A 26,060-nucleotide genomic window follows, 5' to 3' on the forward strand; every position below is an offset into this window, starting at 1 on the left:
TTATCAACTTAAATTAATTCCGCCAACGGGTTATCACTTATTGTTACCATCCTCTTTGCGTTGTGCATTGAGGCTGGCATCTTTATGCTTATTGCCCACTGGTGGGGCATGACTGCGGCCATTACCGTGATAGCCATTGAATGTGTGTTAGCCTTATGGACAGTTTACGAAATGAGACATGCGAGTGATGAACCAGTTGATGAATAACATTGCAGGCTGTGGTTAGAACGAAAAAGGCTAAAAACAAAAGGACGGGTCGATGATTCGTCCTATTTTTGTGTCTTTTTGGTGGCAAAATGTAGCGATTTAGCAAAATAAACATAAATTCCAGTGATATTCAGCATGAAAATTCGCCCATTTAAGTGAAAATGTGTAATTTTGCAACGCAAAATTGTGCCTAAGCATTTGCATCAAAACAACAATAGTTCAATCGAGGCTGATATGAAAGTAGAGATTAACAAGAAACGTTTAGAATACCTGCTGGCATTATACAAGATGTCGGTGGATGACTTGTTGTCTCTTCTGAACAAAGGCAGGAAACGGATAACAGGAGCCGCAGACATCAGTGGAGATTCTATTGATTTGGGGGTGTTGAAGCGTATAGGTGAGATATTCGACAAAGAAGTCAGTTTCTTTCAAGACTATTCTAAGTTGTCAACCAATGCAAGCAGCAGTATCTTCTTCCGCAAGACCTCATTCGGAACAGAGCTGAACTTGGAGTCGATCCGTACTGTAAACCGATTCGAGAGTCTGAAAAACGCTTTGGATGCATACAACAAACTGTCGCAACTGGATGTGAAGTTTGACATAGAACACTACACCCTACAAGATGACCCTAAGACAGTAGCCGTACGTGCAAGAGATTTTTTTTATCCCGGGGAAACTGTCAATCATAGGCAGTTTCTTGTGAAGATGATAGAAAAAATCGCCGATCATGGCATTTTTGTCTTTGAATACATAGAGACATGGAACAAGAAAGAGAAAACCAACATTGACGGTTTTTACCTTAAGCCCAATGTGATAGTGCTTAAGCATCATAAGCATTACAAGCGAGAAATATTCACTCTGGCGCATGAATTGGGGCATTGTCTATTGGGGATTGAAGAAGTGGAGTCGGTGGACATGATGGACATCTCGGCACAGACTTCATACAGTGATGTCGAAAGATGGTGCAATGATTTTGCATATCAGTTCATTATGGGACAAGAAGCAGAAACACTTGCTAACATAGCATGTGTAGATTCCCGTAACGACTACTGCATTGACCTCTTCAAGGCTATCAGTGCACGGACGCACATTAGCCGTCTTGCCTTATATACAAGGATGTATATCGACAGGAAAATCAGCTATTCGAGCTACAGCAATGTCAAGAGTGAATTGGCAGAGGAATACAGAAGAAGAGAGGAACAGGAAAAGTTGAAAAACTCTGAGAAGAGAGGCGGGCGAACACCAAAGCCCATCATTTCTCCGCTATTCTTGAAAACCATGCAATATGCCTATTTCAATGGAGTGGTCAACGAGACCACTTTCTGTTCGAGACTCAATGTCAAACCAGCAAATTTTGAGAGGGAGTTATGGCGATAGTTGTTGATACATGCTCATTGGTGATGATTGCCAAGAATTATCTTCCCTTGGATAAGGACGGACAGTTGTACTCATTCCTGGAAGAGGCGTTCTCCCGCAAGGATTTGATGCTACTTGATGTGATTCTGGATGAATCAAAACGCACCTCCAAAGGAATTGCAGTTGAAAAGATGCCTTTCCTCAAAGACAAGAAATTGGTCATTCCGACAAAGGATCTATTTCCATGTGCCCCAGAGAGATTCAGCAACATGATAGACAACAATTTCTGTGTAAGACTGAAGAAGCAGGAACTGACTGAAGAAGAATACATAGAGCAAAAGGAAGAATACCTTAAAACAGGTGATGCTAAGATTATCATTTATGCACTGAATGTACGACACTCGGACGCTATCCATCTGGAAGAGATGCAAGTAATGACGGAGGAAACAAGGCAGCAGAATGACGGTAAGTTGTTCAAGAAACTTCCTTTGTTGTGTGAGCAGATAGGGATTGGAACACTAACCGTTTCAGAATATCTGCATAGAAACGGGTTCTTTATTGACAAATAGCATAGATATTAGTATCATCTTATGACATCTTTCACGAAATCATATTATATTCGTGAATAAAACACTTGTTTTTCAAGAATAGAAATTGTTGAGGATTAGATATTTAAGACATTATTGCAATGCGGAAGGGGGGATGTGAACGACAAAAGACAAGGCGTTCTATTAGAGTGGATGCTTGATAAGATTGAGAAGAATGGACGGGTCGATGGCTCGTCCTTTTTTTGTGTCTTTGAGTGTGAGGTGCAGGTGGGGACCAGTACTGCGACCACTGTTGCCTGTCAGCGCGATGATGATGCCGGGACGGACGTGGGTGCCTTTGGTGACGAGAGTTTGGGAGAGGTGGCAATAGCTGACGGTGAAGTCGCCGTGACGGAGGGTGACATAGAGGCCTGAACGTTTGTCCTTGCCTACCTTGATGACCTCGCCGTGCATCATGGCGTATGTGGGTTCGTAATTTGCCTTCAAATCAAGCCCGTTGTGTAGGGCTTTTCTTTTTGTAAATGGGTCTCTGCGGTAGCCGAAAGGGCTGGTGACAGAGATATGACGGAGTGGACTGACAAGTGCCGTGTGGCGGTCGGTCTGCTCCGTTTGGGTTTGTAATGGGGCAAAGGCAAGAGAGTCTCGCCGCTGATGCGGCGAGCACGGAGGCAGTTGTTCGGATGTTGCGGACTGCGTCGTTTTTGGCACAGCCTTGCGGTGTACCTTAGTCTGTGTGACGGTATTGAACTGAGCGCATACTGTTGCTGATGAACAGAATATTGCTGCTATTGTGATGAGTAGAAATCGTTTCATGGTGCAAAAGTAACAAGCAATTCTTTGACTGGCATAAAGAACAAAGGGAAGACAAGAAGATTGTAACATAATATAGCAATCGAGTTTGATTTTTGAGCAGAAATCAAACTCAAATAATAATAATCGTCAAAAATAACACGCATTATCTTATGCAATTCTGCTTGTCTCTGAATAGGTATATAACTTTGCATGAGTTTAATTTCAAATTCAAAGTTAAAGTATGAAGCAAGTACGATTTGAAGAGAGCGAGGTGCCTTATCAGACACTGGCTCGTTTTGGTCTCACACAAGAGAAGATTGAAGACCTGCCCATGTGGGCGTTGGAAGATATTGGTCAGGGACGACGTTCACCGTTGCTGCCCATTCAGGTGAATAATGATGAGGGCGAGACATTGAAGAGCCGCACCCGATTTGCGTTGGTCCGTATGGAGGACGGCAAGGTGGATGTGGTCTTCTATCCGCAGTTGGAGAAATCACCATTGGAGGCTTTTACTCAGGAACAGCAGGAGGACTTGCTGGCTGGAAAGGCTATCCTTGCCGATGTTAAGGATGCTGATGGCAGGAGCAGCAAGGCTTTCGTGCAGATTGACACGGAGACCAATCAGGTGATGTCGGTACCTACGCCTGTCATCGGGCGCAACTTGGAGGTGCTGAAGGATGAACTGAAACTGAGTTCGGCAGAACTGACCGTGATGCAGAAGGGTGAGCCGCTCACGCTCATCATGGAGGACGAACAGGTGACGGTGGGTATTGACCTGAACGATAAGACCGGCATAAGGATTAATCAAGGCGACAGTCAGAAGTGGAAGGAGAACACCAAGCGAGAGTGGGACAAATACACCTTCGGGTGCTATGGCTGTTGGGTAATGGGCGATGACGGTAATCTTGACTATGTGCCTGAAGAGGAATACACGGAAGAACTTTGGAATGAGCAGAAGAAGAATGGAGAGCGCAACCGCGCCTCTTTTTCCATGCACAAATAATCTACACATAATATAATAAGTATATGGCATCAAATAAATATTATCCAGAGGATGTGCTCGTCGAGAAGATACAGAGCGGCGAGTACGGTTGGTTGGAGTATGTCAACCATCATTCTGCTGAATGGCAGGAAGAATATGAGAGCTATTGTCTGAACAACGGACTCTGCATTTGTGAAGAGAGTGCGGAGCAGTTTGTCCATCACAAAGATGAGGAACTGGAGAAGGCAATAGAGAACGGTGAAGCATGATAAATGAAGAGTGAAGAATGAAGAGTGAAGAATAAGTATGGCGATAAGAAAGAATACGAATCCCCAACAGATGGACCTGCAACCAGAGATGCGTGACTTGCTCATGCGCAATGGTATGCAGGCTCATGTGGTGAGTAATGGCAGCGGCTATCAGCTTGTGGTGCAAGGGCATGACAGTCCGCTGCTTACCTATAACATCACCGAGAAGCAGATGTTGGCTCTGACCGACTGGGGTACGAATCATGCCAACAAGTTAGCCTACAATACCTTTACGGGCATTGTGGGCAACGACTTCTATATGCCCAAGAACTTCGTTCATGCACGCAATGCCAACGGTCGTGTAGCTATGGGGCTGCACGGCTATCGTGTTGGTATCGGCGAGTATGGACGGATGGGGCGCATCGATATGCCACCACCCTTTTTAGGTTGGACACCACGCAGTCAGGAGGGATTCCATCTTCGCAGAGTTGGAGGACGATTGTTCTTCCCCGAAGCCCCGATTGTGCCTGAACGTTGGGACGGCAGAATGAAGCCTGGCGAATTGCAGAGCGGCGGTTATGGGTTCTATTATAAGGGACAGCAACAGAGTTATAGCCCTCAGCAACAGGATGTGCTGAAAGATTTGGAGGGAATCATAATGCCTTCCATCAGCCGCACGAGAAGCACGGAGCCAGCCAAGCCTTATAAGGAACTGATTACCTCGCCTGTCTATTTCACCAATGAGAAGTGGCAGGAGTGTCTGGCATCGCATGGCATCATCATTGATGAGAATGCGAAGACGCTGACCATTCAGTCGAACAGCGTCAATGCCGACATGGTGTATGACCTGACAGATGAGGAACTGAAGAAACTCACCTCCAACTCCATCAAGGAAGTGCCCGTCGTTCAACGCTTGGAACTGCTGAATGGCATCATCAAGGACGACTTTGCTGACAAAATCCTGATGGACACACTGAATAGCAAGGAGCGCATCGACCTGCATCTGCATCCCGAACTTGAACAGGAGTTGCAGCAGCGTCAGCAACAAGACGAGGAACGGTTGCTTCCGTTGGAAGAGGACGAGACTGTCAGACGTGACGTGTTGCAAGGCGATGCCATGGTGAGAGGTGAAGACCTTGCCTTGATTAATGAGAACAAGGGTTGGTATCGTGAGGGAGCGCATGGGCGTGAAGTGAAAGTCGGTGACATCATGGTGGAGAAAGTGCCTCCGATGGAGGGAGATAAGAAAGGCGAAGATAAGTATCGCATGACCGCCATTATCAATGGAGAAGCCATCACGCACGAAATCAAGCAGAAGGACTACGACAAGTTCTTGGCGGTGGATGACTACCATCGCATGAAACTCTTCTCCAAGGTTTTCAGTGAAGTGGATATGAAGACACGCCCCGAAACCAACGCCGGACTGGGCACGAAGATATTGGCGGCTCTGACGGCAGGAGCAGTCGTTACAGCAGAGGTGGCGCATGACATAAGCCACCATCATCACCATCCAGCCCCGGAGTTCTATGCAGAGCATCATGGCGGTCCACGTCCTTACTTCAAACCGGGAGTGGATTCGCCACAGGAGATTGCGGCAAGGTACTTTGAGGCAGAAGCAAATCATGTTGCCACGGAGATAAGGAGAGGATATTAACAATGTATAATTTACAATTTATAATTTATAATGAGTAGTGAACTGACATACGATGACTTTCTGGACAGGTTGAGCATACAGGAAGTACTGGTGGACGCAGGGTATCATCTGAACAAGAGAGATGGCTTGCGTTATCCGTCGTATGTGCGTACTGACAGTGAGGGCAGACGGGTGCGTGGTGATAAGTTCATTGTCACGCAGAATGGGAAATGTTGCTTCCAACCACCGCAGCAGAAGGTGTATAATGTCATTTCGTTCATCAAGGAGCATCCAGAAATGTTTTCAGAGAACAAGGTGGGAATGTCTCCTGACCGACTCGTCAACCTCGTCTGCAACCGACTGCTCAACCAACCCATAGAGGACAGACCATCGAAGATTACAGAACCAAGAAAGGACGGAAAGCCATTCAACCTGAATGACTACGACATCCACAAGTTCAATCCGCAGGACAGGGAAACGCAGAAAAGGTTTTATCCCTATTTTAAGTTCCGAGGCATCGACCTCTATACGCAGTATGCTTTTCATCGGCATTTCTGTCTGGCTACTAAGCATCGGACGGATGGACTTACCTTTGCCAACCTTGCCTTTCCGCTTGTACTGCCCAAGACACCCGACAAGACTGTGGGCTTTGAGGAACGAGGACGACCGAAGATGGACGGTAGCGGCGGTTACAAGGGCAAGGCAGAAGGAAGCAACAGCAGTGAAGGACTGTGGATTGCCAACCTCACGGGCGAGCCGTTGGATAAAGCAAGCGAAATTGTATGGTTTGAGAGTGCCTACGATGCCATGGCAGAGTATCAGATAAATCCTGTAAAGATGGTGTATGTATCTACGGGCGGCACACCCACCGAGGGACAGATGCGAGGACTTCTGTCCGTTACTCCCAACGCACGGCACTATTTGGGTTTTGACAAGGACGATGCAGGGCGGCAGTTTGTTGCAAACTTCAGGAAGGTGGCAGCAGAGATGGGCTTCCGTCACGAGCATGTGCAAGCCTATCATCCATTGGGTTGCTACAAGGACTGGAACGATGCGCTGCTCAACAAGAAATCAGCAGAACTGATTGCCAAGGGCGAACCAGATACCTTCGACTATGCCGAGTTTATCGCAGCCGGCAAGGCAGAGAAACAAAGGGAAAAAGAAGAAAAGAACACATATCATAGAAGCGTATGAGACAAGAAGATAATAGCATCATCACCTTGTGCCCCAGCATCGGACAGTTTTTCATCAACGAACTGCCTCTGTTGCTGTTGTGCGTGGCAATGCTCCTAATCGGAGGATTGCCCGGTTGTGCATATAGTACCCTGTTGCTTGTCTTCAGCCTCCTGTTCTCCCTCTGTTTACTCTACCGATTCATCTATCTGAGGAGTATCCGCTACCATATCGGGAGCGAGCAACTCATCTGTGAGCACGGAGTGTTTCAGCGGAGCGTGAACTACATGGAGTTGTACCGAGTGGTGGACTTTGCCGAGCATCAGACATTGATACAACAGTTATGCGGACTGAAAAGCGTGACCGTGTTGTCGATGGATAGAACGACACCGAAACTGGAAATGACCGGCATCAGCAACAGCTATGACGTGGTGAGTGTGATACGAACAAGAGTAGAAACGAACAAACGAAGAAAGGGCGTATATGAGATTACGAATAGATAAGATTTGGTTCATTGTCGTGGCATTGGTACTGAGCGTGCCGTCAGCCCATGCACAGATTGTGACTGCCAACCCTTTGGAATGGATGGCATTAGCAGAGGGCAACGAAGCCATCAACGGTGAGATAGAGAAGGAAATCAAAGGTCAGACCAAGACTGCCCTGTTGCAGAATACCATCGCCGCAGAGTTCACCAAGATACACGAATGGGAGAAGAAGTACAACAGTTATCTGAAAACCGCCAGTGGTTATGCCTCTTCCCTCAAAGCCTGTACCTATCTGTACGACGATGGAGTGAAGATATTCATCACCTTGTGTAAGATGCGCAAGGCCATCAACAATAATCCGCAAGGCATCGTTGCCACCCTCTCGATGAACAACCTGTATATGGAGACCGCCACGGAATTGGTGTCCGTCTTCACACTGCTGAAAGATGCAGTCGCCAAAGGAGGCAAAGAGAACATGCTGACTGGTGCGGAAAGGAGCAAGACGCTGTGGGCACTGAACGACAAGCTGAGTGCCTTCAGCAAGAAGCTGCATCGTCTTTATCTGTCTATACGATATTACACCATGACCGATGTGTGGAACGGCGTGACGGCAGGGATGATAGACCGAAGCAATGGAGAGATAGCCACCCAAGCCCTTAGCAGATGGCGCAGAGCAGGACGTATGACCATCAGTGATTAACGATAAAGGAATCAGTCATGAAGTATTTCATATCAATTGCCATTTTTATGTTTATATCATCTTTTGCAGGAGTGCGGGCGCAGAACGACCCGACTCTTGCGGGGATGATTCTGATGTACACCAACAAGGCGGAGAAAGAACTGAAGAATCAGGAGAAAGTGATGCTGCTACAATCCACCGGCCATATCTGGACCAAGGAGGAAGTGGAAGCCACTACCGACCTGCAGCGGGAGTTCAACAACTATCTGGACTCCTTCCGTTCCATCGTCAGCTATGCCGCACAGATATATGGTTTCTATCACGAGATAGGTCAGTTGGTGGACAATATGGGTGGATTGGTGGCGCAGTTGGATGCCCATCCTGCCAACGGACTTGCCGTAGCCCTGTCAGCCAAGCGCAACAAGATATACCGCGAGCTGATTATGAACAGCATCGAGATAGTTAATGACATACGCACGGTATGCCTGTCGGGCAACAAGATGACCGAGAAGGAGCGTGTGGAGATAGTCTTCGGCATCCGACCCAAACTGAAGAAGATGAACAAGCAGTTGAAGCGACTGACGAGGGCGGTGAAATACACCACCATGGGCGATGTTTGGATGGAGATAGACGAAGGGGCAAGACCCACCAAAGCGAACAAAGCCGAGATAGCAGCGGCTGCCAAGAGGCGGTGGAAGCAGGTGGGCAAGAACGTAAACTGATGGAGCAGCGAGAGCAGAGCCGAACTTGTTCGAGCTATGCCGAGTCGTGACAGAAGAAGACGAAGTCAAACCGTGATTAAAAAACGATAAGATATGGGATTTTGGAGTTCATTATTGAAATATGGTGGCAAGGCGGCACGAGGTACTGGCCATGTCATCGGAGTAACTGGAAAGACCTTAGGCAGTGCGGCACTCCACCCGCAACGCACCCTTATGGGAGCCGGCAAGGCTATGCAGACGGCCGCAGTGGGTAGTGCCGCAGGCTATGTGACATGGGAGAAGCTGACCACAGACAAGAGCGTGGCACGCATCGTAGGTGATGCTGTCATCGGCGAGAATGCCACGGAAGCGGTGGCACAAACCGCCAACGATGTGCAACGTCTGACGGGCAAGGCTGGTGAAGCCGTTGATGCGGTGAACACTGTAGCCGGAAAGATGGACACCCAGTTCAGCGGCATCAGTGATTTCTTTAGGAATATGTTCGGAGGCGTAGGATGCGACATGATAGGCAATCTCTTTGGCAATATCGGCAAGGGCAACGTGTCGGGTATGAGCATCGTCGGACTGGTGGCTGCCGCCTTCATGGTATTCGGACGCTTTGGTTGGATGAGCAAGATTGCGGGTGCCCTGCTTGGAGCGATGATCATCGGGAACAATTCTAAGGTGGCGCAAACTCTGCCTAACAGAGGCGGTACGTCTTCACATGGGCAGAACATGAAAGAAGCAGAGACCCAAAGCAGAGGGATGAAACGATAACCAATATACAGTGATATGAGATATACAGAAGAAATGATACTGCGCTCATCGAGCGGCTACTGTATGCCGTTTGAGGAGCCTATAAAGCAGGACGTGCAGATGTCCTTGGGTTACGGAGAGCAGAAAAATCCCGTGACGGGAGAAACATTCTTCCATCACGGCATAGACTTCTCAGTGAACCATTACCTGCTGTCGGCGGTGGCAACGGGAACCGTCTCTGCCATTGGGTCGGACGCGGAGCATGGCATCTACCAGACCATCCGCTACGGCAAATACGAAGTGACTTACAGGCATCTCTCCAATGTCTTCGCCAACTTCTCCCAAAGCGTCAAGGCCGGTCAGACCATCGCCATCAGTGGCGACCTGCTGCACATGGAGGTGAGGTTTGACGGAGAGGAAATCAATCCGTTGGAGTTCCTCACCATGCTCTACGGCAATATCAAGGCATTGGAGCACAATTCCCAAATGGGCATCAATGAACTGGACATGAACATCCCTTCACCCTACGACACCGACCGTCAGGAGATAGAGGCATTGATGCTCCGCTTCCTTCCCTCCTACTTCGAGGACCTTCAACAAGGAGCATACTCTCTGCCCGAACATACGGAGCAGTCGTTGAGAAACATCTTCTCGTTGGGAGCGAGCAAGCATTATTTCTACGAGACCATGCCGAGCATGGCTAATCCCTTGGGCATCGGCAACCGCTGTATGCCTTTGGCGACTAAGGTGCAGAACCTGCTCATTGCCGACTTTCTCAACTATCTTGCCATGCGACATCAGGTATATCTCTCCACGATGGACGAGGTGTTAAAAAAAAACTCCAAGAGCAAGCCCTGACGCATGACGGCATCATCGACCCTCTTGCCGACTTGGACGTGGATATCCAGAGCTTCGACATTCCGAGGATAGTGAGCGTCTATCCCGACCGGGCTGGCGTGAGATGGTGGACAAAGGCATGGTTCAATGGTAAGGAAGAGGGGGAACCCTCCGTGGAGATTGAGGAACGTATGGCCGTGCAGTTCATCCACTGCCAAGTGGACAAGGACGCATGGTTGGAGGAACACTATCCTAAGCAGATGGAGATATATCACAATGCCATCGAGCAGACAAAGGAACAGATATTACAGCAGTATAATATATAAACAAGGTATATGGCAGTTAAGAACAGTCAGCGATTCGCAGAGATAGAGCGTCTGATGGGCGACTACTTCGGGTGTCACCTTGCCCCCGTGATGGGCAGGGTGCAACGGGACTTGTCCAACAGACAGGCAGACGAGATGCGAGCCTACTCCAACAGTACGGCTGGCATCCTACGCTCATTGGCCACTGCCAATATGCCTGGTGATGACCCATACGCCACGCTGAAGATTACAGGCAAGTGGAACAGCAAGACCACCGAAGACTATCTGGCGATGTGCAAGGAGGCTATTGTCGGCAACAAGGATATGCAGCGTGACCTTGCCGTGATGGCTGAGGAATGGCGCAAGGCGGTGGTGACGGAGATAGGACGAGAGCGGTACGATGCACTCTCTAAACAACTCGGTTGTGATTTGGCATACGCCTATATCGATCACCGCATGGAGCAGCTGATGATAGAAAAAATGGTGAAAGACCGTATGCCAACATCTTCTGCCGACTATATCATCCGCAAGGCGGCACAAAGCAGTCTGTTCGGTCTGCCCTACGAACTGAACAAGTCACCCCTTGCCGCAGAGATAGAAGCCAAAGGAGAGGCAGCCTATAAGCCCTCTCGAACAGAGAAGGCAGCGGGATGGGCAGCCGGAGCGGGTGCCGATGTCGTGGCCATGGGAGGGATTGGCTCATGGGCAACCTTCGCCAAGTTTGTCGGTATCGATATGGTGATGAATGTCGGCATGGAGCACCTAAGCAAGAAAGGTAGCAGCCAAGAGGTCTGTGTCGAGGAGTGTATCAGCAAGGGAGTTTTCGGTACGGGCACCAACGTCTTCGCCTCATTCCGCAAACAGGCAAAAGTCATCAAGAACCACGAGAACAGCTATATCAAGGCTACCAACAGCCATTTCAAGAACAAGATTCCCACGAGCAATATCACTTTTATGGATTGGACGAAACAAACCGAGCAGACCTCTTTTCCTTGGAACAAAGGTACGTTCCTTGACCCTCAGAGAAACGAAGCAACCAAACGTACAGGCAAGTACAAGGATGTGCCCTTGATAGTTGCGCCTGGACAGGAAGACGAGTATCTGGAGGTTAAGGCGAGACTGGATGCAGAGGCTGAGAAGGAGAAGAAGGCAGAACCGAAAGAAACTCCTGATTCATCGACTGAAGAGGCAACACCATCTGTAGTCCAGCAGGAGGAAACAGCCTTACAAACAAACGAAAATGGATGGGACGGGCTGTTGCAGAGTTTTGGACTGAACGGCTTTTCAGACATCGGCAAGAACCTTGGTTATGTGTTGGCGATGCTGCCCGATGTACTGGTGGGACTGTTCACTGGCAAGACAAAATCGCTGAATATGGACAATAGCCTCCTTCCTTTGGCCTCTATCGTGGCTGGAATGTTCGTGAAGAATCCTATACTGAAGATGCTGTTGATGGGTATGGGAGGTGCCAATCTGCTCAACAAAGCGGGACATGAGGTGCTGGGCAGGAAACAGCAGGAAGGCATTGCACCTACAGTTAGTCCTGCTGCATCTCGCATTCAGTACCGCCAATATCCTGATGAACCACTCAATCCTCGTATCAGCAACCCGATGCTGCAAGGGCGGTGTCTCGTTGCCAACATTGACCATGTGCCTTGTACCATTCAACTGCCTGACAGTGTGATTGGGGCGCATCAGTCGGGGGCATTGCCGCTGAATACATTGGCTAACGCCATACTTGCCAAGAACGACCAGATGCGACAGATGGCAGCAATGCAGTACGAAGAGCAGGCACGGGAGAGCGTGGTGCGACCGAGGGGAATACAGTGAAGCCCGACAACAAAATTGTCGGGAACGGTGGCTTGGTAAGCCAATTATAGAATGTGATTGAGATAAACAAAAAGATAAAAGCATGAAAGAGAAATCAGAATTTGAGAAGCGGACGGCGGAGAAGCAGGTGTCGCTGCTCACTGAGGCACTGACGAGTGCGGTGGATGCCAAGGGACATTGGTTGAATGCAAGCGGCAAACTCTATCCGAAGCTCTATCCCAAGGGCTTTTCGGTCAGTCCGTTCAATGCCCTTGTCCTTGCCCTTGACTCCGATGCCAAGGGTTGCAAGAGCAATCTGTTTACGCAGTTCTCCGAAGCGAAGGCACGGGGTGAGAGCGTGAGGGAGCATGAGAAAGGTGTGCCGTTCCTGTATTACAATTGGAATAAGTACGTCAACCGCAACAATCCCGACGATGTCATCACCAAGGAGGCATACGCAGAACTGTCGGAACAGGACAAACAGCAGTACAAGGGAGTGAAAAACCGTGAGATCCGTGTGCTGTTCAATATCGACCAGACGCTACTGCCTATGGCTAACGAAACAGCCTACACTACGGCATTGAAGAAGGATGGCACGGTGGAGGATAGAGGTTATGGCGACAAGGAGGACAAGCAGCTGCATGGGTGCGTCAACGGATTCCTTCAGAAGATGAAGGACAACCTCGTGAATGTACGTCAGGACGGCACGGGTGTGGCGCACTACGACACCGAGAAGGATGTCATCTACCTGCCACGGCAGCGTGACTTCGAGCACTACAATGACTATGTACAGGAGATGATGCGTCAGTTGGTGTCTGCCACCGGTCATCAGCAGCGGTTGGCACGTGAGGGCATGGTCATGAAGAACGGCAAAGCCCCGTCGGAGGATGCCGTGAAGAAGGAACGACTCATCACTGAGATAGCTTCGGGCGTGAAGATGCTCGAACTGGGACTGCCTGCCCGTCTGTCAAAGGACAGCCTTAGCATGGTGGACTATTGGACGAGGGAACTGAAGGAAGACCCTTGTCTGATTGATGCCATCGAGAGTGAGGTGAACGGTGCGCTGAAGGTGTTGAAGAAAGCCGAACTGGGTGAAAAGGTGGAGTATGCCACCGACCAGCATCAGCGAGAGACGGCGCAGATACAGGTGCAGTTGCCCAACCACTACTTCGTAGCAGACGAAATCAAGCAGCATCCCAACGAGGAGCAGCGTACTGTGGTCATCGTGCGTGATGATGCCAGCAAGACCGCCGATGTGGTGCTGCCACAGGGTGCATCGTTGGAGGTGAACAACGAGATCAAGGGCATGAACAAGCAACGCTTCACCAATGCCTTGCAGAAAGAGGGTTATGACAACGTGCGTTTCTACAATCCCGACGGAGCCTTGGGCTTCCGTCCCGACGACAGTTATTTCGCCGACAAGAAAATCACGGTATCAAGACTGCGCAACTGGTCTATCGAAGACCTATCCTCGTTGGATGCTTCTGAGGCCGTAACCCACAGCCGTGACATCGGTTTCGACAATGTGCAGTTGGTAAAGGATGACAAGGAGCGGTGGGCATTGTACATCAAGCCCGAAGGTAAGGAGGGCTTTGCCGTCTATCCCGACAAAGGAGACCTCAATCATTTCTTCACCACCTTGAAGCAGTCGATGGACAACATCGAGCGTGTGCGTGAGGAACTGGCACAGAAGTATTATGCTATGGCAGAGGCGAAACCCGACCTGAAGGTGGACATCTTCGGAGGTAATGAGCAGGAGGTTGATTTGAACCGCATCCAGCGTGTGGCAGTATTCCGTGCCAAATCGGGCGAATGCCTGTGTGCAGCCACTATTGACGGCAAGAAGTTGCAGCCGAGAAGTGTCAGTCCGTCACAATGGCAACGATTGTGGGTGGCTCCTGACAGGGATTCCTACAAGCAGAACCTTGCCGCCTCGCTGTTTGCTGATGTATTGCAGAAAGACAACAATGTCGAGCAAAGTACACAAGAGAAGCAGGAAGAAGCGACGGAGGTGAAGCAAGCGGAGACGGCAATTGTCGATAAGCATGATGAACAGAAGGAAGTGGTACTTAAGGAAGATAAAAGCTCTGAACAAAGGGAAGAGAAGAAACAAGAGGAAAAGAAAGAAGAAAAGAAGGATGAAAAGGCTGTCAAGGCTGCTGTCTCTCCCCTTGTCCAACAATATCTTGACTTGAAGAAGAAGCATCCTGATGCCATTCTTTTGTTTCGCTGCGGTGACTTCTATGAGACCTACAAGGATGATGCGGTGAAGGCATCCAAAATATTGGGTATTACGCTGACAAAGAGCAATGGGCGCAAGGATGATGAAGGCAAGCCGTTGGCAATGGCAGGATTCCCATATCATGCCCTCGACACCTATCTGCCGAAGCTCATTCGTGCTGGTGAACGGGTGGCCATCTGTGACCAGTTGGAAATGCCGAAGCAGACAACATCATCGAAGCGTGGAATTACGGAGATGGTGTCACCTGGAAAAGAGACAGGAAAGCAGATGGCACAGGAAAGTCAAGAAACAGAACAACACACCAGTCTAAGGAGATAGGCTTATGGGAAAGAACGCAGCGTATGCCGCACAATATGCGGAGGAAGCCAAAGAACAGATGCGGATGTATGGGATTCCTGCCTCCGTCATCTTGGCGCAAGCCATACTGGAGAGCAGCAACGGACAGAGCCAACTGTCGCGCGAATGCAACAACCACTTTGGCATCAAGGCTACGGCATCGTGGTTGAAGAATGGCGGAGAGTATGGAGTCTATACGGATGATAGGCCCAACGAGAAATTCTGTAAGTACAAAAGCGTGGGTGACAGTTATGAGCATCACTCGCAGTTCCTGAAGCAGAACAAGCGTTATGCGCAGTGCTTCACGCTGTCGCCTGACGACTACAAGGGATGGACGAAGGGCATTGAGCGTGCCGGCTATGCCACGGGCGGCGGTTATGCTGCAAGTCTGCAGCGCATCATTGAAGCCAACGGACTGGACAAGTATGACAGTGAGGTGATGGCTGAGATGCGGGCAGAAGGTCGGTCGTTCGGGGTGGAGAATAATCCTCGTAGAGAAATGCCTGCTGCCCATGTACCGCAGTCTGCCGGGTATTCCTTTCCTGTGGAGCGAGAGGAGTTTCTCTTCATCACCTCGCCTTTCGGCAATCGCCAGGATCCGATGGATGCCACCAAGCAGCAGATGCACAAGGGCATTGACATCAAGACGAACCATGAGGCGGTGTTGGCCACGGAGAACGGCGGCAAGGTGGTGGCGGTGAACCATAATGCGAACACGGCAGGAGGGAAATCCGTCACCGTGGAATACAGCCGTGAGGATGGCAGCAAGGTGCAATGCTCCTACCTGCATCTGTCTGACATAGCAGTAAAGGTAGGTGACGTGGTTAATGCCAGTCAGAAGTTGGGGGTGTCGGGAAATACCGGCACCAGAACCACTGGCGAGCATCTGCATTTCGGAGTGAAGAGTGTATCGGCTGACGGCTCAAAAAGGGATATGGATCCAGCCGCTTATCTGGCAGAAATCGGACAGAAAGGCAACATCAAGCTACAGGCCCTGCATAACGGCAATGACCTGTTGGCAAAATACAAGAGCAATGCGCCACAGGAGCAGAAGGTTTCGTCGGAGGACTGGATGAAGAAAATCCTTTCCTCGGAGGACAGCGGCGTGGGCATTTCGGGAACGAATGACCCTATACTCGACATGGCGATGACCACCTTCATGTCGCTGATGATGTTGGCAGCGCAGATTGACAGCAATGATGAGGAACGACAAAAAGGACTTATCTCTGCCATGGCAGCCAACCGGCTCGTAGATTTGACCTCGCTTGTTCCAGGCATGAGGCAATGCACCATTACTGTGGGTGAGAACGGCAAGACTGTGCTTCATGCAGAGAGCGGTACGGTGAAGATTGACCGTGAACTGACCTCCTCGGAGATGAACCGCCTGTCGCTCATTTTGGGCAATGCCAATCTGTCGGAAGAAAGCAAACGGACGAAGATTGCGGGAATGGTGACAGGCATCGTGGCGACACAGCAGGCTTCGCAGAACTTCGAGCAAGGGATGGAGGCTGAGAGTCAACAACAAAATCTGCAAAGGAAATGAAAAGGATAGCAAGTCATCTGTGTACATTGCTGGTGGGTATGGTAGCTGTGGCAGGACACTTCATGCTTACCCAATGGCTTTTCGGTCAGACCGTGGCCATCATCTATCTCGGCTTCCAACTTATCATAGCAGCGTGGATAGTCTATGAACTGATACGTGCGCTAGTATATGATGATTGAAAAGAGATTATTGTCATTGCTAAGACATTTCACTTGGACGATGGATATGTATAATTCAAATAGTATCGAGCAATGATCAAATGTAATGTAACAGTGTGCGGAACGGTCAGCAAGGCTGCGACCTGCCGCACGAACAAGGAGGGCAAGGCATTCGTGAGCTTTGCCATGAACGTAGTCATTCCAGCGAAGAGCGGGATTAACAAGACCATCGAGGTGTCGGTCGTCAAAGATGGGACACTGACGGAGGTGGGCAGCTGCAACATCGGCGAACGCATTGAGGTAGCCGGTGTATTGGTACCAAGAAAATGGGGCGATGTCCTTTATTTCAACCTGTCGGCAAGCAGCATCAGCCACCAGCCTGACGAGGCAGAGGACTGCATCAAGGGCGTGATGGAGTTCCGCGGCAAGGTGGGCAAGAGCATTGAGGACAAGACGGACAAGAATGGTGTGCCGTACTGCCAGTTCTCCGCTTTCAGCGCAGAGAAAGTACAGGACGGATTTGAATACATCTGGGTAAGTTTCTTCCTATTCGATGGCAAATGCGAGGCATGGCTGCAACCAGGCGTGAAAGCGAACATCAAAGGGGCATTGTCTGTCAGTGTCTTCAATGACAAACTGGACTTCTCCTGCCGAGTGTCTGAAATGAGCGAATATGTTCCGCAGCCCTATAATGGTTAATTGACTATGGGAAAGCCTTATGCTAAGGAAGGTCCGAGTGCCGAAGACAAGGCACTCGACCTGTTTGCCGATATGATGATTGAGCGTATTCAGTCGCTGTCGGGCAAAGACGGATGGAAAAAGCCCTGGTTTACTGAAGGTGCGTTGCAATGGCCGAAAAACCTGAACGGACGAGAATATAATGGCATGAACGCTATGATGTTGCTCCTGCATTGCGAGAAGGAGGGTTACAAGATTCCTCGCTTCTGTACCTTCGACCGCATACAGCAGTTTAACAAAACTGGCAAGAAAGACGAGGAACAGAAGCCCCGTGTGTCAGTACTGAAAGGTGAGCATTCTTTCCCCGTGATGCTCACCACGTTTACGGTGGTCAATAAGGAAACAAAGGAACACATCAAGTGGGAGGACTACAAACTGCTCTCTCAGGAAGAGCGCGAAAAGTACAATGTATATCCAAAGCTTCAGACTTACCATGTCTTCAATGTGGCGCAGACCAACCTGAAGGAGGTCAGACCAGAGTTTTGGGAGAAACTGGAACAGGAATACTCGATGCCCAAGGTAGAGAAGGACGAGCAGTTTGCCTTTGAACCCGTGGATAGGATGATAGCGGACAACCGTTGGATATGTCCCATCAAACCGATGTTCGGTGATTCCGCCTATTTCTCCATCAGCAAGAATGAGATTGTGATGCCTGAGAAAAGGCAGTTCAAGGATGGGGAGTCTTTCTACTCGAACCTTTTCCACGAGATGGGACACTCCACGGGTGCGGAGGGACAGTTAGACCGCATCAAGCCCGCTACCTTCGGCTCGGCAGAGTATGCACGCGAGGAACTGGTGGCAGAACTGACGGCTGCGCTGACCGCTCAGCGGTATGGCATGACAAAGCATCTGAAAGGAGATTCGGCTGCCTATTTGAAGTCTTGGCTGGATTCGCTGAAGGAGTCGCCGCAGTTCATCAAGACCACGCTACTCGATGTGAAAAAAGCTACCTCAATGCTCACGCAGCATATCGACAAGATTGCTATGGAGATAGACCAGGAGAAAAAGGCTGAGCAGGAAAACGGGCAAGGGAAAAGTTATCTATCCATAGATGACGGCGACCATGCAGTCTTGGCATATAATGGTTCTGCTGTATATATCCAGCATCATGAGAAGGAGGACTCTGTAAAGATTGCTGTGCCGACGAGTAACGGTCTGGAAGTGAAACTCTCTGTTCCTTACGACCACGGCAAAGACCTTGACACCAATTATCAGGAGGCTTTTGCCCAGTACAAAAGCCTGACAGAGCCTTCACAATCGAAAGAAAACGTCTATTATGCCTCCATCGCCTATCTCCAATCAACGGATGACACATCGGAACTGGATAAGCTAAAGGAGAAAGGTGACTATCAAGGACTGCTGACGCTTGCCAAGGAATACTATGACGGGAACGGCATGGACGAGGAGCAGACCTACAGGAAGCCGTGCCAGAACAGAGGCGATGACCTGCTAATAGAGGACAAGGACTTTGCAGTGGTCTATAACGGGAGTGTCGGCGGTACGTATGAGGTGTTCCTGAAGCATACGGAGCAAGAAGTGCGTGACCATATCACTCGCTATGGCATAGGACGTGCCAGTGAGGACGTGAAGGCTGTGGCGAGGGAGATGACCGCCGAAGAGTTTTCGGAATTGGCGCAGCGAAAAATGCCGATATTCCAAATGCCGAATGGTGGTTTGCTGAACCTGCAATATAACAAGGATAAGGATAGCCTGGATGTGGGGACTGTGACCAATGCAGGACTCTCTGTGAAGCATACCTTCCCTTTCAGCCACAACCATTCTATGGACGCAAACATCAGCTCTGCGTATGAGCAACTGCTTGACATGGAGGAGTACCAGAAGGAAGAGGTACAAGAGGAGCACGTTGCCAAGTCCGCTTTCCGAAGATGAGAGTAGTATCGTAGTATATACTAATCGTAGGCTTTACTACTCATAGTAGGTACTAACAATAGTCAGCCGCAAGGAGTAATGTCCCTGCGGCTGATTTAATTTGGGGTCATTCCATATTATGAAGGAATGCTTGTAAATCCTCGTCTGGAATGCTCTTCAGTTTCACCGGCTTGAAGCCGTCCAACTGCTCCACTTGAAATATCTCGTCCACTCCATATTTGGAGCCATCCACCTTTACGCTCTCCATTTCATTGACGGAGGTATAGCCATACTCCGTTTCATGCAGACCGCATACGATGGTGAACAACGTGGTGTCGTTACCTTCCGGCTGTCCTTCAAGTACGAACCAACGGACGTGTCCGATGAAGAATATTGCCACACAAACGGCATCCTTGCCTTTGCCGTCCTGTGAATACAGAGGATAGGATTTCAGTATCTCCTCCAATACGGGTGTAATCAATCTGCTTGCCATAGTCAATCGTTGTTAAGTGTTCTGTAATACATTCTGTTCTCTACAAGGTGTTCGATGGCCTCTGCTGCCAATCGGCACACCCACTCGTCACGCTGGTCATAACGACCTTTTTGATAGTCGTTGGCAAGGCGTTCCAAGAAGGCAAACACCACCTTGCCCTTTTCGTTGATAAGATAGCGATGGTCATCTGCAAGGGCATTGCCTACCTTGGCGGCTGACCCCATCTGACCGTTTACGAACCGTGAGAAGCACTCGACAAATGCCTGCTCGTTTTCTGATAATCTGTGTAATTCCATACGCAAAGAAATTATTTGTTCAACTTGTTTTTCTTCCCTCCTTTTGAAGCCTTTCGGCTCCTCTTGTCGGGAACTGATTTTTCGTGCATCAAAAGACTGCGGAATGAGGGCGATAAGGCAAGAAAACAGACGGAGGAGTTAATGAAATACCCAAATCTTTGATTTGCGGAAAGCTGTCGTTCAGTCCTCTGCCTGTTAGCATGGCGGTACTTGACCATTCGCCCGGGCAGTAACTTTGCAAAGAAAAATGGGCATCGGCAAGTGGAATAGACACTACAAAACAGGAAAATCATTGATTTTTAGTGCATTTTTCTTTATTTCTTTCTTTGATTTAGGATAAAATATATAACTTTGCCTCCGAAAAAGTGTCACAAGTGACAGTTTTTCGTAAAATATGATAGTAAACAGATATAGATACATAGAACAGTTGAGCCGTTCAAAGAACAACGGGCTCATAAAGATAATCACAGGATTGCGACGTTCAGGCAAGTCGTTCCTTCTGAAGAAACTCTTTCATCAGCATCTATTGGATGAGGGCGTGAGAGAAGACCATATTCTCGTCATCGACATGGAGAGTAGGAAGAACAGAGAGTTCAAGAACCCGGACTACCTGTTGGACTGGGTGGAAAAGATGATGATTGACTATGAGACTTATTATATCATCATCGACGAGGTGCAGGAGGTGGAAGACTTTGTAGAGGTGCTCTCTTCCTTGTCAGTTACCGAAGGGGCGGATGTGTATGTCACAGGCTCCAACTCGCGTTTCCTGTCCTCTGACCTGGTGACGGAATTCCGAGGCAGAGGTGACGAGATACATGTGTGGCCACTATCCTTCAAGGAGTTCATGACGGTGTATGATGGTTCGAAAGAAGACGGTTGGGCTGAATACAGACTGTACGGAGGTTTGCCGCAACTACTTACACAGGTTGGGGATGAGAAGAAGGCTGATTTCCTGCGTCGCCTTTATCGCACGGTATATCTACGTGACATCTACGAGCGGAACAACATAGAACTGAGACCTGAATTTGAAGAATTGTCGAAGACCGTAGCATCCAGTATAGGAGCACCTGTCAATGCACTGAATATAGCCAATACGTTCAAGTCCGTAAGCAATGTGCAGAGCATAACCGACAAGACAGTGTCGGCTTATCTGGAATATATGCAGGATGCTTTCCTTATCGAAAAATCCGAAAGGTTCGACATCAAAGGACGGAAATACATAGGTTCGTTGTCCAAGTATTATTATCAGGACGTAGGTCTGAGGAATGCTATTCTGTCGTTCCGTCAGAGCGAGCCGACACATATCATGGAGAACGTCATCTACAATGAGATGCGTATGCGAGGATGGCTCGTGGATGTGGGTAACGTCTATCATCGAGTGAGGAATACGGAAGGAAAGCAGCAGAGGGTGACATTGGAAGTGGATTTTGTCTGCAACAAAGGGAGCGAGCGGATCTACATCCAGTCGGCGTGGCGTATGCCCGATGCAGAAAAGATGGAACAGGAGAAACGGTCGTTGCGTCTTGTAGATGACTCTTTCCGCAAACTGCTGATCGTGGGAGAACATACCAAGCAGTGGAGCGACGAAAACGGCATACAGATAATGAGTATATATGACTTCCTGCTTGACTGGTCAAGTACTGAGAAACACGGATAAAAAAAAGATATGCGCATAGAATATGCGTTAATACATATATGATTAAGGGAGGGCCTATCCATCACGGACAAGCCCTCCCTTTCTAAAATTTATCAATGAAAAAAAAGTTTTAGTGCTCTTGTTCGGAGCTGTATGTCTGGCTATAGATACAGCAGGATTCTGGTATGGCGGTTCGCCTCATTGGGCGAGTAATCGTCAATGCCGCCATCGAAAATCTGAGAGATGGTGCCATTTTCCATACCACGTTTCATCAGTTCCTCTGCAATGAATCTGGCACGGGAACGGCTGAGGTTATCATTGATGGCTTCACTGCCTGTGGCACTGTCGGCAGCGCCGATGACCTTAACTTTCAAGCCATATTTCTTGGCGATGCGTGCTACTTCGTCGAGATTGACGAGCTGTGACCTGTTGAGCAACCTGTCAGTGCCAAGTTCAAAGAAGAAATAGATGGGCGCACCTATGCAAGCCTTTCCTGAGTGGATGAGCGATAGGTAATCGTCTTCCGGCTCACCTTCAGCATTGCCATATTCTTCTGTACAAGAGGCGGACTCCATGACCTTTGTCTTTTGACCATTACCATACTTGTCTCTCATTCTTGCACGCAGCGAGTTGAGACCGCTGTAGTCGTTTCGAGGATAGCCATTTGTGACGGAAGAAGCGGCATCGTCAGAAAAGAGGTGGCCGTACTTGTCCAGAAGTCCCTCGATGGCAAGAATCTTGCGCAGCTGCTCCAGAGTCTGACAATCTCGATCGTGCTGGGCGTGATAGCGGCTGTTGCTGTCAGAAAGGGATGAGGCGTATGCCGAAAGCCATTCGTTCTGTGCGATGTACGGGCGAGCGTCTATCACTCGCTTCCAGCCAGTCTTGCCGATGCGGACAGAGAGGCCGAGGGATGCGGACAGCAGATGGTCGCCAAGGCGGTGTGCCTTGCCATAGCCGTCAAAATCCTGCATGGTGGTCATGTTGCCTATCTCTGCCGTAACAGCAATGCGTGGGGAGAGATGATACTGCCCCTGTATGCCGTAGGAAATGGCAAAGGGCTTGTGGGCATTCACCTTGTTGTGCAGCATACCCACGCCCACGTATGGAATGACACTCCATCTGGCAAGAGTGTGTACATCGTCCTTGTAGAGGTTGCCGAGGACATTCCACATGAAATCAGCACGCAGGTACTGGTAGTCCTGCGAGGAGTTGTTGCAGTCGTTGAACTGCATACCGCCATAGTTCAGACGACCGCCGACGGAAGGTGTGAACCATTTGCCGATCGACACGGAGAATGCCGGTTTCATGCGACCGAATAGGTCGTTGCATCCGAGCGGTTTGCCGAGGAAGACCGTAGTTCCTCCTGCCGCTTGGACAAACCAGTTGTCCGTCCATGGCGAAGCTACCAATGCCCCTTTCATGTAGGAAGGTTTAAGCGGACGAAGCATACCGTCTGCCGAAAGTCTGCATACAACGGTGGTGGTGTCCGCCGTGCGGTGATAGTCTTTGGCTTGCGCACCCAATGAAAGGGCGAAGCCAAGGGATAGAATAAGTATTTTTCTCATGTTGTTCAATTTAATCTGGTGAATACTATAACAGGTGATACGTGACAGTGCCGCTTATCGTTTCTTCCTTTTGCCGGAAGAGGGGCGCATCATGCGTGCAGCTTTCATCATGCAACGGCGTGCCCAAGCGCGTTCATCCTCGTCATCGTCACGTCCCCATTTGAGGTCGGACGAACTGCCGCCACCGCCATGACCTTCGGCAAAGGTGGTGGCATCATCGACGTAGCCGAGGAATAGAAGCGTGGCACAGTACATCACCTCCGTTCCATTCTCCGCAAAGGCCTGAAGCAGGGAACCGTCAAACACGTCCTTGCCCTCATTGGAAAGCCGTGCCACACGTTCGGAGAACTCGCTGACCATGTTTTCGAGAAGGGCATTTCTGAGAACGGTGTCCGCACCTTGTCGGATAGTATCGGAATATCTGTGTGCCTCCTGCCGCAACTCCTCCGTGCGCTCCTTCATGGCGGTCATCTCCTCACGCAGGGCATCGAGCTTGCGGTCAGCCTCTGAGAGCTTCTCCTGCTTGTCGTCCAGTTTCGACTGGATAGCGGACAGTTCCTGCTCCAGCTCTTGGACTTGCTGACGGAGAGCATCAGGATTGTCGTGACCTGCAAGAATCTGCCGATGCAATTCAGCAAGTGCCGCCTCCTTCTCAGCCTTCTCCTGCAAGAGGTTGTTGACCATTGAGGTGAGTCCTTTTACTCTCCGCTCTGCCAGACGGATGTCCGATTGGAGCGAGGCGAGTGTCCGCTGATGGGTGGCGACGGACTGCTCAATGGTGGTGCACTGTTCTGACAGCTGGCGGCGGTATTCTTCGGTGGTGCGGTGGCGTGCTCCCGTCTCTGAGACGGAAGTTCCGCGCTCCATGCCCCAACGCTTGTTGACATCGGCAAATTCGCTGTGCAGGGCTTTCATCCTGGCAGAAAACTCGTACTTGTCCTTTCCGGCGAATATCTGTTTGTATGCAAACTTGCCGTCCTTGATTGGCAAGAGGGTGCAGTGAACGTGCGGATTGGTTTCGTCCAAGTGTAAGATGAAAGCGACGATGTTCTCCTCACCGTATTTGTCCGCAACAAAGCGGTAAACATCCTTTGCCCATTCCTCAATGTCCTTGCATCGGGTTAGATGCGAATTGTCCGCTCCGTGAGTGAGATTCACCTTCTGGTCACCGAATGCCAATTCTGTCATACGTTCTCGTGAGCCTCCGAAGATGAAATTGACCACTGTGCGGAAGCGTGGCTCTGCCAGTCCCTCGTTGGGGTCTTTGATTCCACGGCTCCGCAGGATGTCTGCCATGCGCTCCGGGATGCTTCGGCTCTTGTCTATAGGACAAACCTTGCCGCCCCGAACCTCGAAGTTGAGCCGCTCACGGCTGCGGTCGTAGTTGCCTGTTGATTCAGCGGATCCCCAACCCTTTTCCGTCCAACGGCGTTGGTGCTCGTTGCTCTGTGCTGTGGTGATTCCCTTAGATGGTCGGAAATCCATAACCTGTTTTGGTGTTGCCATAACCTATTTCCTTTTATGTGTGTACAACTCTCCTGTCTCCAGCTTGCTGCTTGTAAGGACAGCCTCCCGATGGTCGGAGACCAAGAGGGGTATTAGGCTACCCAAATTCCCTCATTTCCGACCAACGGGCAAGCCCGATTATTTTACAGCAATGGCAGACGTGTAAACACTGTGCCAGTAGAAAAGAAGAAGCGTTGTACGGTGATTATTAGAGGTTAATACAGCCTTTTGATGGACAGGAGCCCTCTTGGTTGGCTACAATGGCAAGGAACGGTCGGCAGAGTGACTGAAACTGTGACTTGATGGCTGCGCTTTCCTGATGCAAGGCTGGTGAGCTGCCATCCAATGCCAATTCTGATATTGCCTTTGCCGCCTCGATGAATGAGAGCCAGTCTCCTCCCAGGTCTTTGTAAAAGAAGGGAAGAAGGGAGGTAACGAGGGCGTTATCTGTTTCCTGCGAAAGCACCTGATGGAAGGTGGCTTCGCAGACAGCTGTGAGTGCAGTCATACAAAAGGCGTGTCCTACAGATTCGGGAATGTTTCTTCCGCATGGCACCTTGCCAATTGAATTGCCATTGTCGGCTTTCTGCAAGATAATGGCTACTTCCTCTGTTGCATCTTCGTAGAGTTGTTCACATTCCGAGGCGCAAGCCGATGCGGACATCTTGCCGCTTCGCCATTCGTCCAATGCGGTACACATCTTCTGGCGGAACACATCCAAGGCTGCGTCAATCGGAGAAACGGCAGGTGTCTCAGCCAACATCGGGATGGTGATGATTTGGCTCTTCGTGAGACGGGTGACGGAAATCTGGTTCATCTTCTCCAACTGCTCGATGAAGGTGCGGACAGTGGCGCGGTGCCAATGCCAGCATCCTGCCAGTTCGGTAATGGTGATTACAAACTGCCCGTTGGACAGGCTGAACTCCTGCTTGCACAGATCCTTGGGGATGTACTGTACAGAAGCCTTGTCTACAAGGTCAAGGTAGGCTTCGAGCTTCGACAGCCTTATCCCGGACCTCTCTTTCAAGAACTCCAACAGGGACATCCGTTCAGACATCTTGCCGGAACTCGTTCTATGTTTCTGTTTCTTCATTTCAATAATCTGTTTGGTGAATACTGTTGTTTGTCGCCAGCTCCATTATACAAAAGGAACGGCATGATACA

General features: G+C 49.7%; 25 protein-coding genes. 19 read left to right on the forward strand and 6 right to left on the reverse strand.

The features are described from left to right. Positions 1 to 441: 441 nt before the first annotated feature. Positions 442 to 1,584, forward strand: a complete 1,143-nt coding sequence (locus HMPREF9446_RS01700) for an ImmA/IrrE family metallo-endopeptidase (protein WP_007897423.1) — start codon at positions 442 to 444, stop codon at positions 1,582 to 1,584. Then, positions 1,575 to 2,132: a DUF4411 family protein gene (locus tag HMPREF9446_RS01705; protein WP_005816230.1), complete on the forward strand. Its 558-nt coding sequence runs from the start codon at positions 1,575 to 1,577 to the stop codon at positions 2,130 to 2,132. The genes HMPREF9446_RS01700 and HMPREF9446_RS01705 overlap by 10 nt, the downstream gene beginning before the upstream one ends. A 162-nt stretch (positions 2,133 to 2,294) precedes the next feature. Here HMPREF9446_RS01705 and HMPREF9446_RS19345 read toward each other — a convergent pair whose 3' ends face one another. After that, entirely contained in the window at positions 2,295 to 2,924 is a 630-nt protein-coding gene (locus tag HMPREF9446_RS19345) for a M23 family metallopeptidase (RefSeq protein WP_007837448.1), read from the reverse strand. A 220-nt stretch (positions 2,925 to 3,144) separates the two neighbouring features. On the opposite strand from HMPREF9446_RS19345, the gene HMPREF9446_RS01715 reads away from it, so the two are divergent. From HMPREF9446_RS01715 to HMPREF9446_RS01790, 16 genes are all read left to right on the forward strand, one after another. Further along, positions 3,145 to 3,906 (forward strand): DUF4099 domain-containing protein, encoded by a 762-nt coding sequence (locus HMPREF9446_RS01715; protein WP_005816235.1) that lies wholly within the window; start codon positions 3,145 to 3,147, stop codon positions 3,904 to 3,906. A 23-nt stretch (positions 3,907 to 3,929) separates the two neighbouring features. Then, complete coding sequence (locus HMPREF9446_RS01720) at positions 3,930 to 4,154, forward strand: hypothetical protein (RefSeq protein WP_005816237.1); 225 nt, start codon at positions 3,930 to 3,932, stop codon at positions 4,152 to 4,154. A gap of 37 nt (positions 4,155 to 4,191) precedes the next feature. Beyond that, positions 4,192 to 5,787 carry a hypothetical protein gene (locus HMPREF9446_RS01725; protein WP_005816239.1) on the forward strand — a complete coding sequence of 532 codons (1,596 nt, stop codon included), beginning with the start codon at positions 4,192 to 4,194 and terminating at the stop codon, positions 5,785 to 5,787. 30 nt (positions 5,788 to 5,817) lie between these two features. Further along, positions 5,818 to 6,960 (forward strand): toprim domain-containing protein, encoded by a 1,143-nt coding sequence (locus tag HMPREF9446_RS01730; protein ID WP_005816242.1) that lies wholly within the window; start codon positions 5,818 to 5,820, stop codon positions 6,958 to 6,960. Next, a complete protein-coding gene (locus tag HMPREF9446_RS01735; protein WP_005816244.1) occupies positions 6,957 to 7,442 on the forward strand; it encodes a PH domain-containing protein in 486 nt (161 codons plus the stop codon). The genes HMPREF9446_RS01730 and HMPREF9446_RS01735 overlap by 4 nt, the downstream gene beginning before the upstream one ends. Further along, a complete protein-coding gene (locus tag HMPREF9446_RS01740) occupies positions 7,423 to 8,124 on the forward strand; it encodes a hypothetical protein (RefSeq protein ID WP_005816246.1) in 702 nt (233 codons plus the stop codon). The genes HMPREF9446_RS01735 and HMPREF9446_RS01740 overlap by 20 nt, the downstream gene beginning before the upstream one ends. 17 nt (positions 8,125 to 8,141) lie before the next feature. Beyond that, positions 8,142 to 8,825 (forward strand): hypothetical protein, encoded by a 684-nt coding sequence (locus HMPREF9446_RS01745; protein ID WP_005816248.1) that lies wholly within the window; start codon positions 8,142 to 8,144, stop codon positions 8,823 to 8,825. Positions 8,826 to 8,918: 93 nt separating this feature from the next. After that, positions 8,919 to 9,581, forward strand: a complete 663-nt coding sequence (locus tag HMPREF9446_RS01750) for a hypothetical protein (RefSeq protein ID WP_005816251.1) — start codon at positions 8,919 to 8,921, stop codon at positions 9,579 to 9,581. A gap of 15 nt (positions 9,582 to 9,596) precedes the next feature. Next, on the forward strand, positions 9,597 to 10,418 hold the full coding sequence (locus HMPREF9446_RS01755; protein WP_005816253.1) for a M23 family metallopeptidase: 822 nt from the start codon (positions 9,597 to 9,599) through the stop codon (positions 10,416 to 10,418). Between the two features lie 32 nt (positions 10,419 to 10,450). Beyond that, the gene (locus HMPREF9446_RS01760) at positions 10,451 to 10,723 is read left to right on the forward strand and encodes a hypothetical protein (protein WP_007897422.1); all 273 of its coding nucleotides are present in this window, start codon (positions 10,451 to 10,453) and stop codon (positions 10,721 to 10,723) included. A gap of 9 nt (positions 10,724 to 10,732) precedes the next feature. Then, entirely contained in the window at positions 10,733 to 12,532 is a 1,800-nt protein-coding gene (locus HMPREF9446_RS01765; protein ID WP_005816255.1) for a hypothetical protein, read from the forward strand. A gap of 82 nt (positions 12,533 to 12,614) precedes the next feature. Then, positions 12,615 to 15,071 carry a MutS N-terminal domain-containing protein gene (locus HMPREF9446_RS01770; RefSeq protein WP_005816257.1) on the forward strand — a complete coding sequence of 819 codons (2,457 nt, stop codon included), beginning with the start codon at positions 12,615 to 12,617 and terminating at the stop codon, positions 15,069 to 15,071. A 4-nt stretch (positions 15,072 to 15,075) separates the two neighbouring features. Continuing rightward, positions 15,076 to 16,632, forward strand: coding sequence for a glucosaminidase domain-containing protein (locus HMPREF9446_RS01775; RefSeq protein WP_005816260.1), 1,557 nt, complete (start codon positions 15,076 to 15,078; stop codon positions 16,630 to 16,632). Continuing rightward, positions 16,629 to 16,811, forward strand: coding sequence for a hypothetical protein (locus HMPREF9446_RS01780; RefSeq protein WP_005816263.1), 183 nt, complete (start codon positions 16,629 to 16,631; stop codon positions 16,809 to 16,811). Before HMPREF9446_RS01775 ends, HMPREF9446_RS01780 begins: the two co-directional genes overlap by 4 nt. Positions 16,812 to 16,883: 72 nt before the next feature. After that, positions 16,884 to 17,489, forward strand: coding sequence for a hypothetical protein (locus HMPREF9446_RS01785; RefSeq protein WP_009123702.1), 606 nt, complete (start codon positions 16,884 to 16,886; stop codon positions 17,487 to 17,489). A 6-nt stretch (positions 17,490 to 17,495) separates the two neighbouring features. Beyond that, positions 17,496 to 19,418, forward strand: coding sequence for a zincin-like metallopeptidase domain-containing protein (locus HMPREF9446_RS01790; protein WP_005816267.1), 1,923 nt, complete (start codon positions 17,496 to 17,498; stop codon positions 19,416 to 19,418). 106 nt (positions 19,419 to 19,524) lie between these two features. On the opposite strand, the gene HMPREF9446_RS01795 is transcribed toward HMPREF9446_RS01790, so the two are convergent. Together HMPREF9446_RS01795 and HMPREF9446_RS01800 are read right to left on the reverse strand one after the other, a co-directional pair. Further along, positions 19,525 to 19,890 (reverse strand): DUF2958 domain-containing protein, encoded by a 366-nt coding sequence (locus tag HMPREF9446_RS01795; RefSeq protein WP_005816269.1) that lies wholly within the window; start codon positions 19,888 to 19,890, stop codon positions 19,525 to 19,527. Positions 19,891 to 19,892: 2 nt separating this feature from the next. Next, the gene (locus HMPREF9446_RS01800; RefSeq protein WP_005816271.1) at positions 19,893 to 20,186 is read right to left on the reverse strand and encodes a hypothetical protein; all 294 of its coding nucleotides are present in this window, start codon (positions 20,184 to 20,186) and stop codon (positions 19,893 to 19,895) included. A gap of 394 nt (positions 20,187 to 20,580) precedes the next feature. Here HMPREF9446_RS01800 and HMPREF9446_RS01805 point away from each other — a divergent pair, with 394 nt between their 5' ends. Continuing rightward, positions 20,581 to 21,843: an ATP-binding protein gene (locus HMPREF9446_RS01805; protein ID WP_005816273.1), complete on the forward strand. Its 1,263-nt coding sequence runs from the start codon at positions 20,581 to 20,583 to the stop codon at positions 21,841 to 21,843. Between the two features lie 140 nt (positions 21,844 to 21,983). Here the strand turns inward: HMPREF9446_RS01805 and HMPREF9446_RS01810 are convergent, their stop codons facing one another. The 3 genes from HMPREF9446_RS01810 to HMPREF9446_RS01820 form a co-directional block, all read right to left on the reverse strand. Continuing rightward, positions 21,984 to 23,390, reverse strand: coding sequence for an OmpA family protein (locus HMPREF9446_RS01810; RefSeq protein WP_005816276.1), 1,407 nt, complete (start codon positions 23,388 to 23,390; stop codon positions 21,984 to 21,986). 54 nt (positions 23,391 to 23,444) lie between these two features. Further along, positions 23,445 to 24,896 (reverse strand): MobV family relaxase, encoded by a 1,452-nt coding sequence (mobV, locus tag HMPREF9446_RS01815; RefSeq protein ID WP_005816278.1) that lies wholly within the window; start codon positions 24,894 to 24,896, stop codon positions 23,445 to 23,447. A 208-nt stretch (positions 24,897 to 25,104) separates the two neighbouring features. After that, a complete protein-coding gene (locus HMPREF9446_RS01820) occupies positions 25,105 to 25,989 on the reverse strand; it encodes a hypothetical protein (RefSeq protein WP_005816280.1) in 885 nt (294 codons plus the stop codon). Positions 25,990 to 26,060 lie beyond the last annotated feature (71 nt).

The sequence above is a fragment of the Bacteroides fluxus YIT 12057 genome (assembly GCF_000195635.1).
Taxonomy (GTDB): Bacteria; Bacteroidota; Bacteroidia; order Bacteroidales; family Bacteroidaceae; genus Bacteroides; species Bacteroides fluxus.

Excerpts from the sequence above, each read along its gene's own strand:
- HMPREF9446_RS01770 (WP_005816257.1), top strand. The coding sequence starts at position 12,615 with ATGAAAGAGAAATCAGAATTTGAGAAGCGGACGGCGGAGAAGCAGGTG.
- HMPREF9446_RS19345 (WP_007837448.1), bottom strand. The coding sequence starts at position 2,924 with ATGAAACGATTTCTACTCATCACAATAGCAGCAATATTCTGTTCATCA.
- HMPREF9446_RS01820 (WP_005816280.1), bottom strand. The coding sequence starts at position 25,989 with ATGAAGAAACAGAAACATAGAACGAGTTCCGGCAAGATGTCTGAACGG.
- HMPREF9446_RS01730 (WP_005816242.1), top strand. The coding sequence starts at position 5,818 with ATGAGTAGTGAACTGACATACGATGACTTTCTGGACAGGTTGAGCATA.
- HMPREF9446_RS01780 (WP_005816263.1), top strand. The coding sequence starts at position 16,629 with ATGAAAAGGATAGCAAGTCATCTGTGTACATTGCTGGTGGGTATGGTA.
- HMPREF9446_RS01720 (WP_005816237.1), top strand. The coding sequence starts at position 3,930 with ATGGCATCAAATAAATATTATCCAGAGGATGTGCTCGTCGAGAAGATA.
- HMPREF9446_RS01740 (WP_005816246.1), top strand. The coding sequence starts at position 7,423 with ATGAGATTACGAATAGATAAGATTTGGTTCATTGTCGTGGCATTGGTA.
- HMPREF9446_RS01715 (WP_005816235.1), top strand. The coding sequence starts at position 3,145 with ATGAAGCAAGTACGATTTGAAGAGAGCGAGGTGCCTTATCAGACACTG.
- HMPREF9446_RS01800 (WP_005816271.1), bottom strand. The coding sequence starts at position 20,186 with ATGGAATTACACAGATTATCAGAAAACGAGCAGGCATTTGTCGAGTGC.
- HMPREF9446_RS01755 (WP_005816253.1), top strand. The coding sequence starts at position 9,597 with ATGAGATATACAGAAGAAATGATACTGCGCTCATCGAGCGGCTACTGT.
- HMPREF9446_RS01725 (WP_005816239.1), top strand. The coding sequence starts at position 4,192 with ATGGCGATAAGAAAGAATACGAATCCCCAACAGATGGACCTGCAACCA.
- HMPREF9446_RS01795 (WP_005816269.1), bottom strand. The coding sequence starts at position 19,890 with ATGGCAAGCAGATTGATTACACCCGTATTGGAGGAGATACTGAAATCC.
- HMPREF9446_RS01790 (WP_005816267.1), top strand. The coding sequence starts at position 17,496 with ATGGGAAAGCCTTATGCTAAGGAAGGTCCGAGTGCCGAAGACAAGGCA.
- HMPREF9446_RS01765 (WP_005816255.1), top strand. The coding sequence starts at position 10,733 with ATGGCAGTTAAGAACAGTCAGCGATTCGCAGAGATAGAGCGTCTGATG.
- HMPREF9446_RS01705 (WP_005816230.1), top strand. The coding sequence starts at position 1,575 with ATGGCGATAGTTGTTGATACATGCTCATTGGTGATGATTGCCAAGAAT.
- mobV (WP_005816278.1), bottom strand. The coding sequence starts at position 24,896 with ATGGCAACACCAAAACAGGTTATGGATTTCCGACCATCTAAGGGAATC.
- HMPREF9446_RS01805 (WP_005816273.1), top strand. The coding sequence starts at position 20,581 with ATGATAGTAAACAGATATAGATACATAGAACAGTTGAGCCGTTCAAAG.
- HMPREF9446_RS01750 (WP_005816251.1), top strand. The coding sequence starts at position 8,919 with ATGGGATTTTGGAGTTCATTATTGAAATATGGTGGCAAGGCGGCACGA.
- HMPREF9446_RS01700 (WP_007897423.1), top strand. The coding sequence starts at position 442 with ATGAAAGTAGAGATTAACAAGAAACGTTTAGAATACCTGCTGGCATTA.
- HMPREF9446_RS01810 (WP_005816276.1), bottom strand. The coding sequence starts at position 23,390 with ATGAGAAAAATACTTATTCTATCCCTTGGCTTCGCCCTTTCATTGGGT.
- HMPREF9446_RS01745 (WP_005816248.1), top strand. The coding sequence starts at position 8,142 with ATGAAGTATTTCATATCAATTGCCATTTTTATGTTTATATCATCTTTT.
- HMPREF9446_RS01785 (WP_009123702.1), top strand. The coding sequence starts at position 16,884 with ATGATCAAATGTAATGTAACAGTGTGCGGAACGGTCAGCAAGGCTGCG.
- HMPREF9446_RS01735 (WP_005816244.1), top strand. The coding sequence starts at position 6,957 with ATGAGACAAGAAGATAATAGCATCATCACCTTGTGCCCCAGCATCGGA.
- HMPREF9446_RS01775 (WP_005816260.1), top strand. The coding sequence starts at position 15,076 with ATGGGAAAGAACGCAGCGTATGCCGCACAATATGCGGAGGAAGCCAAA.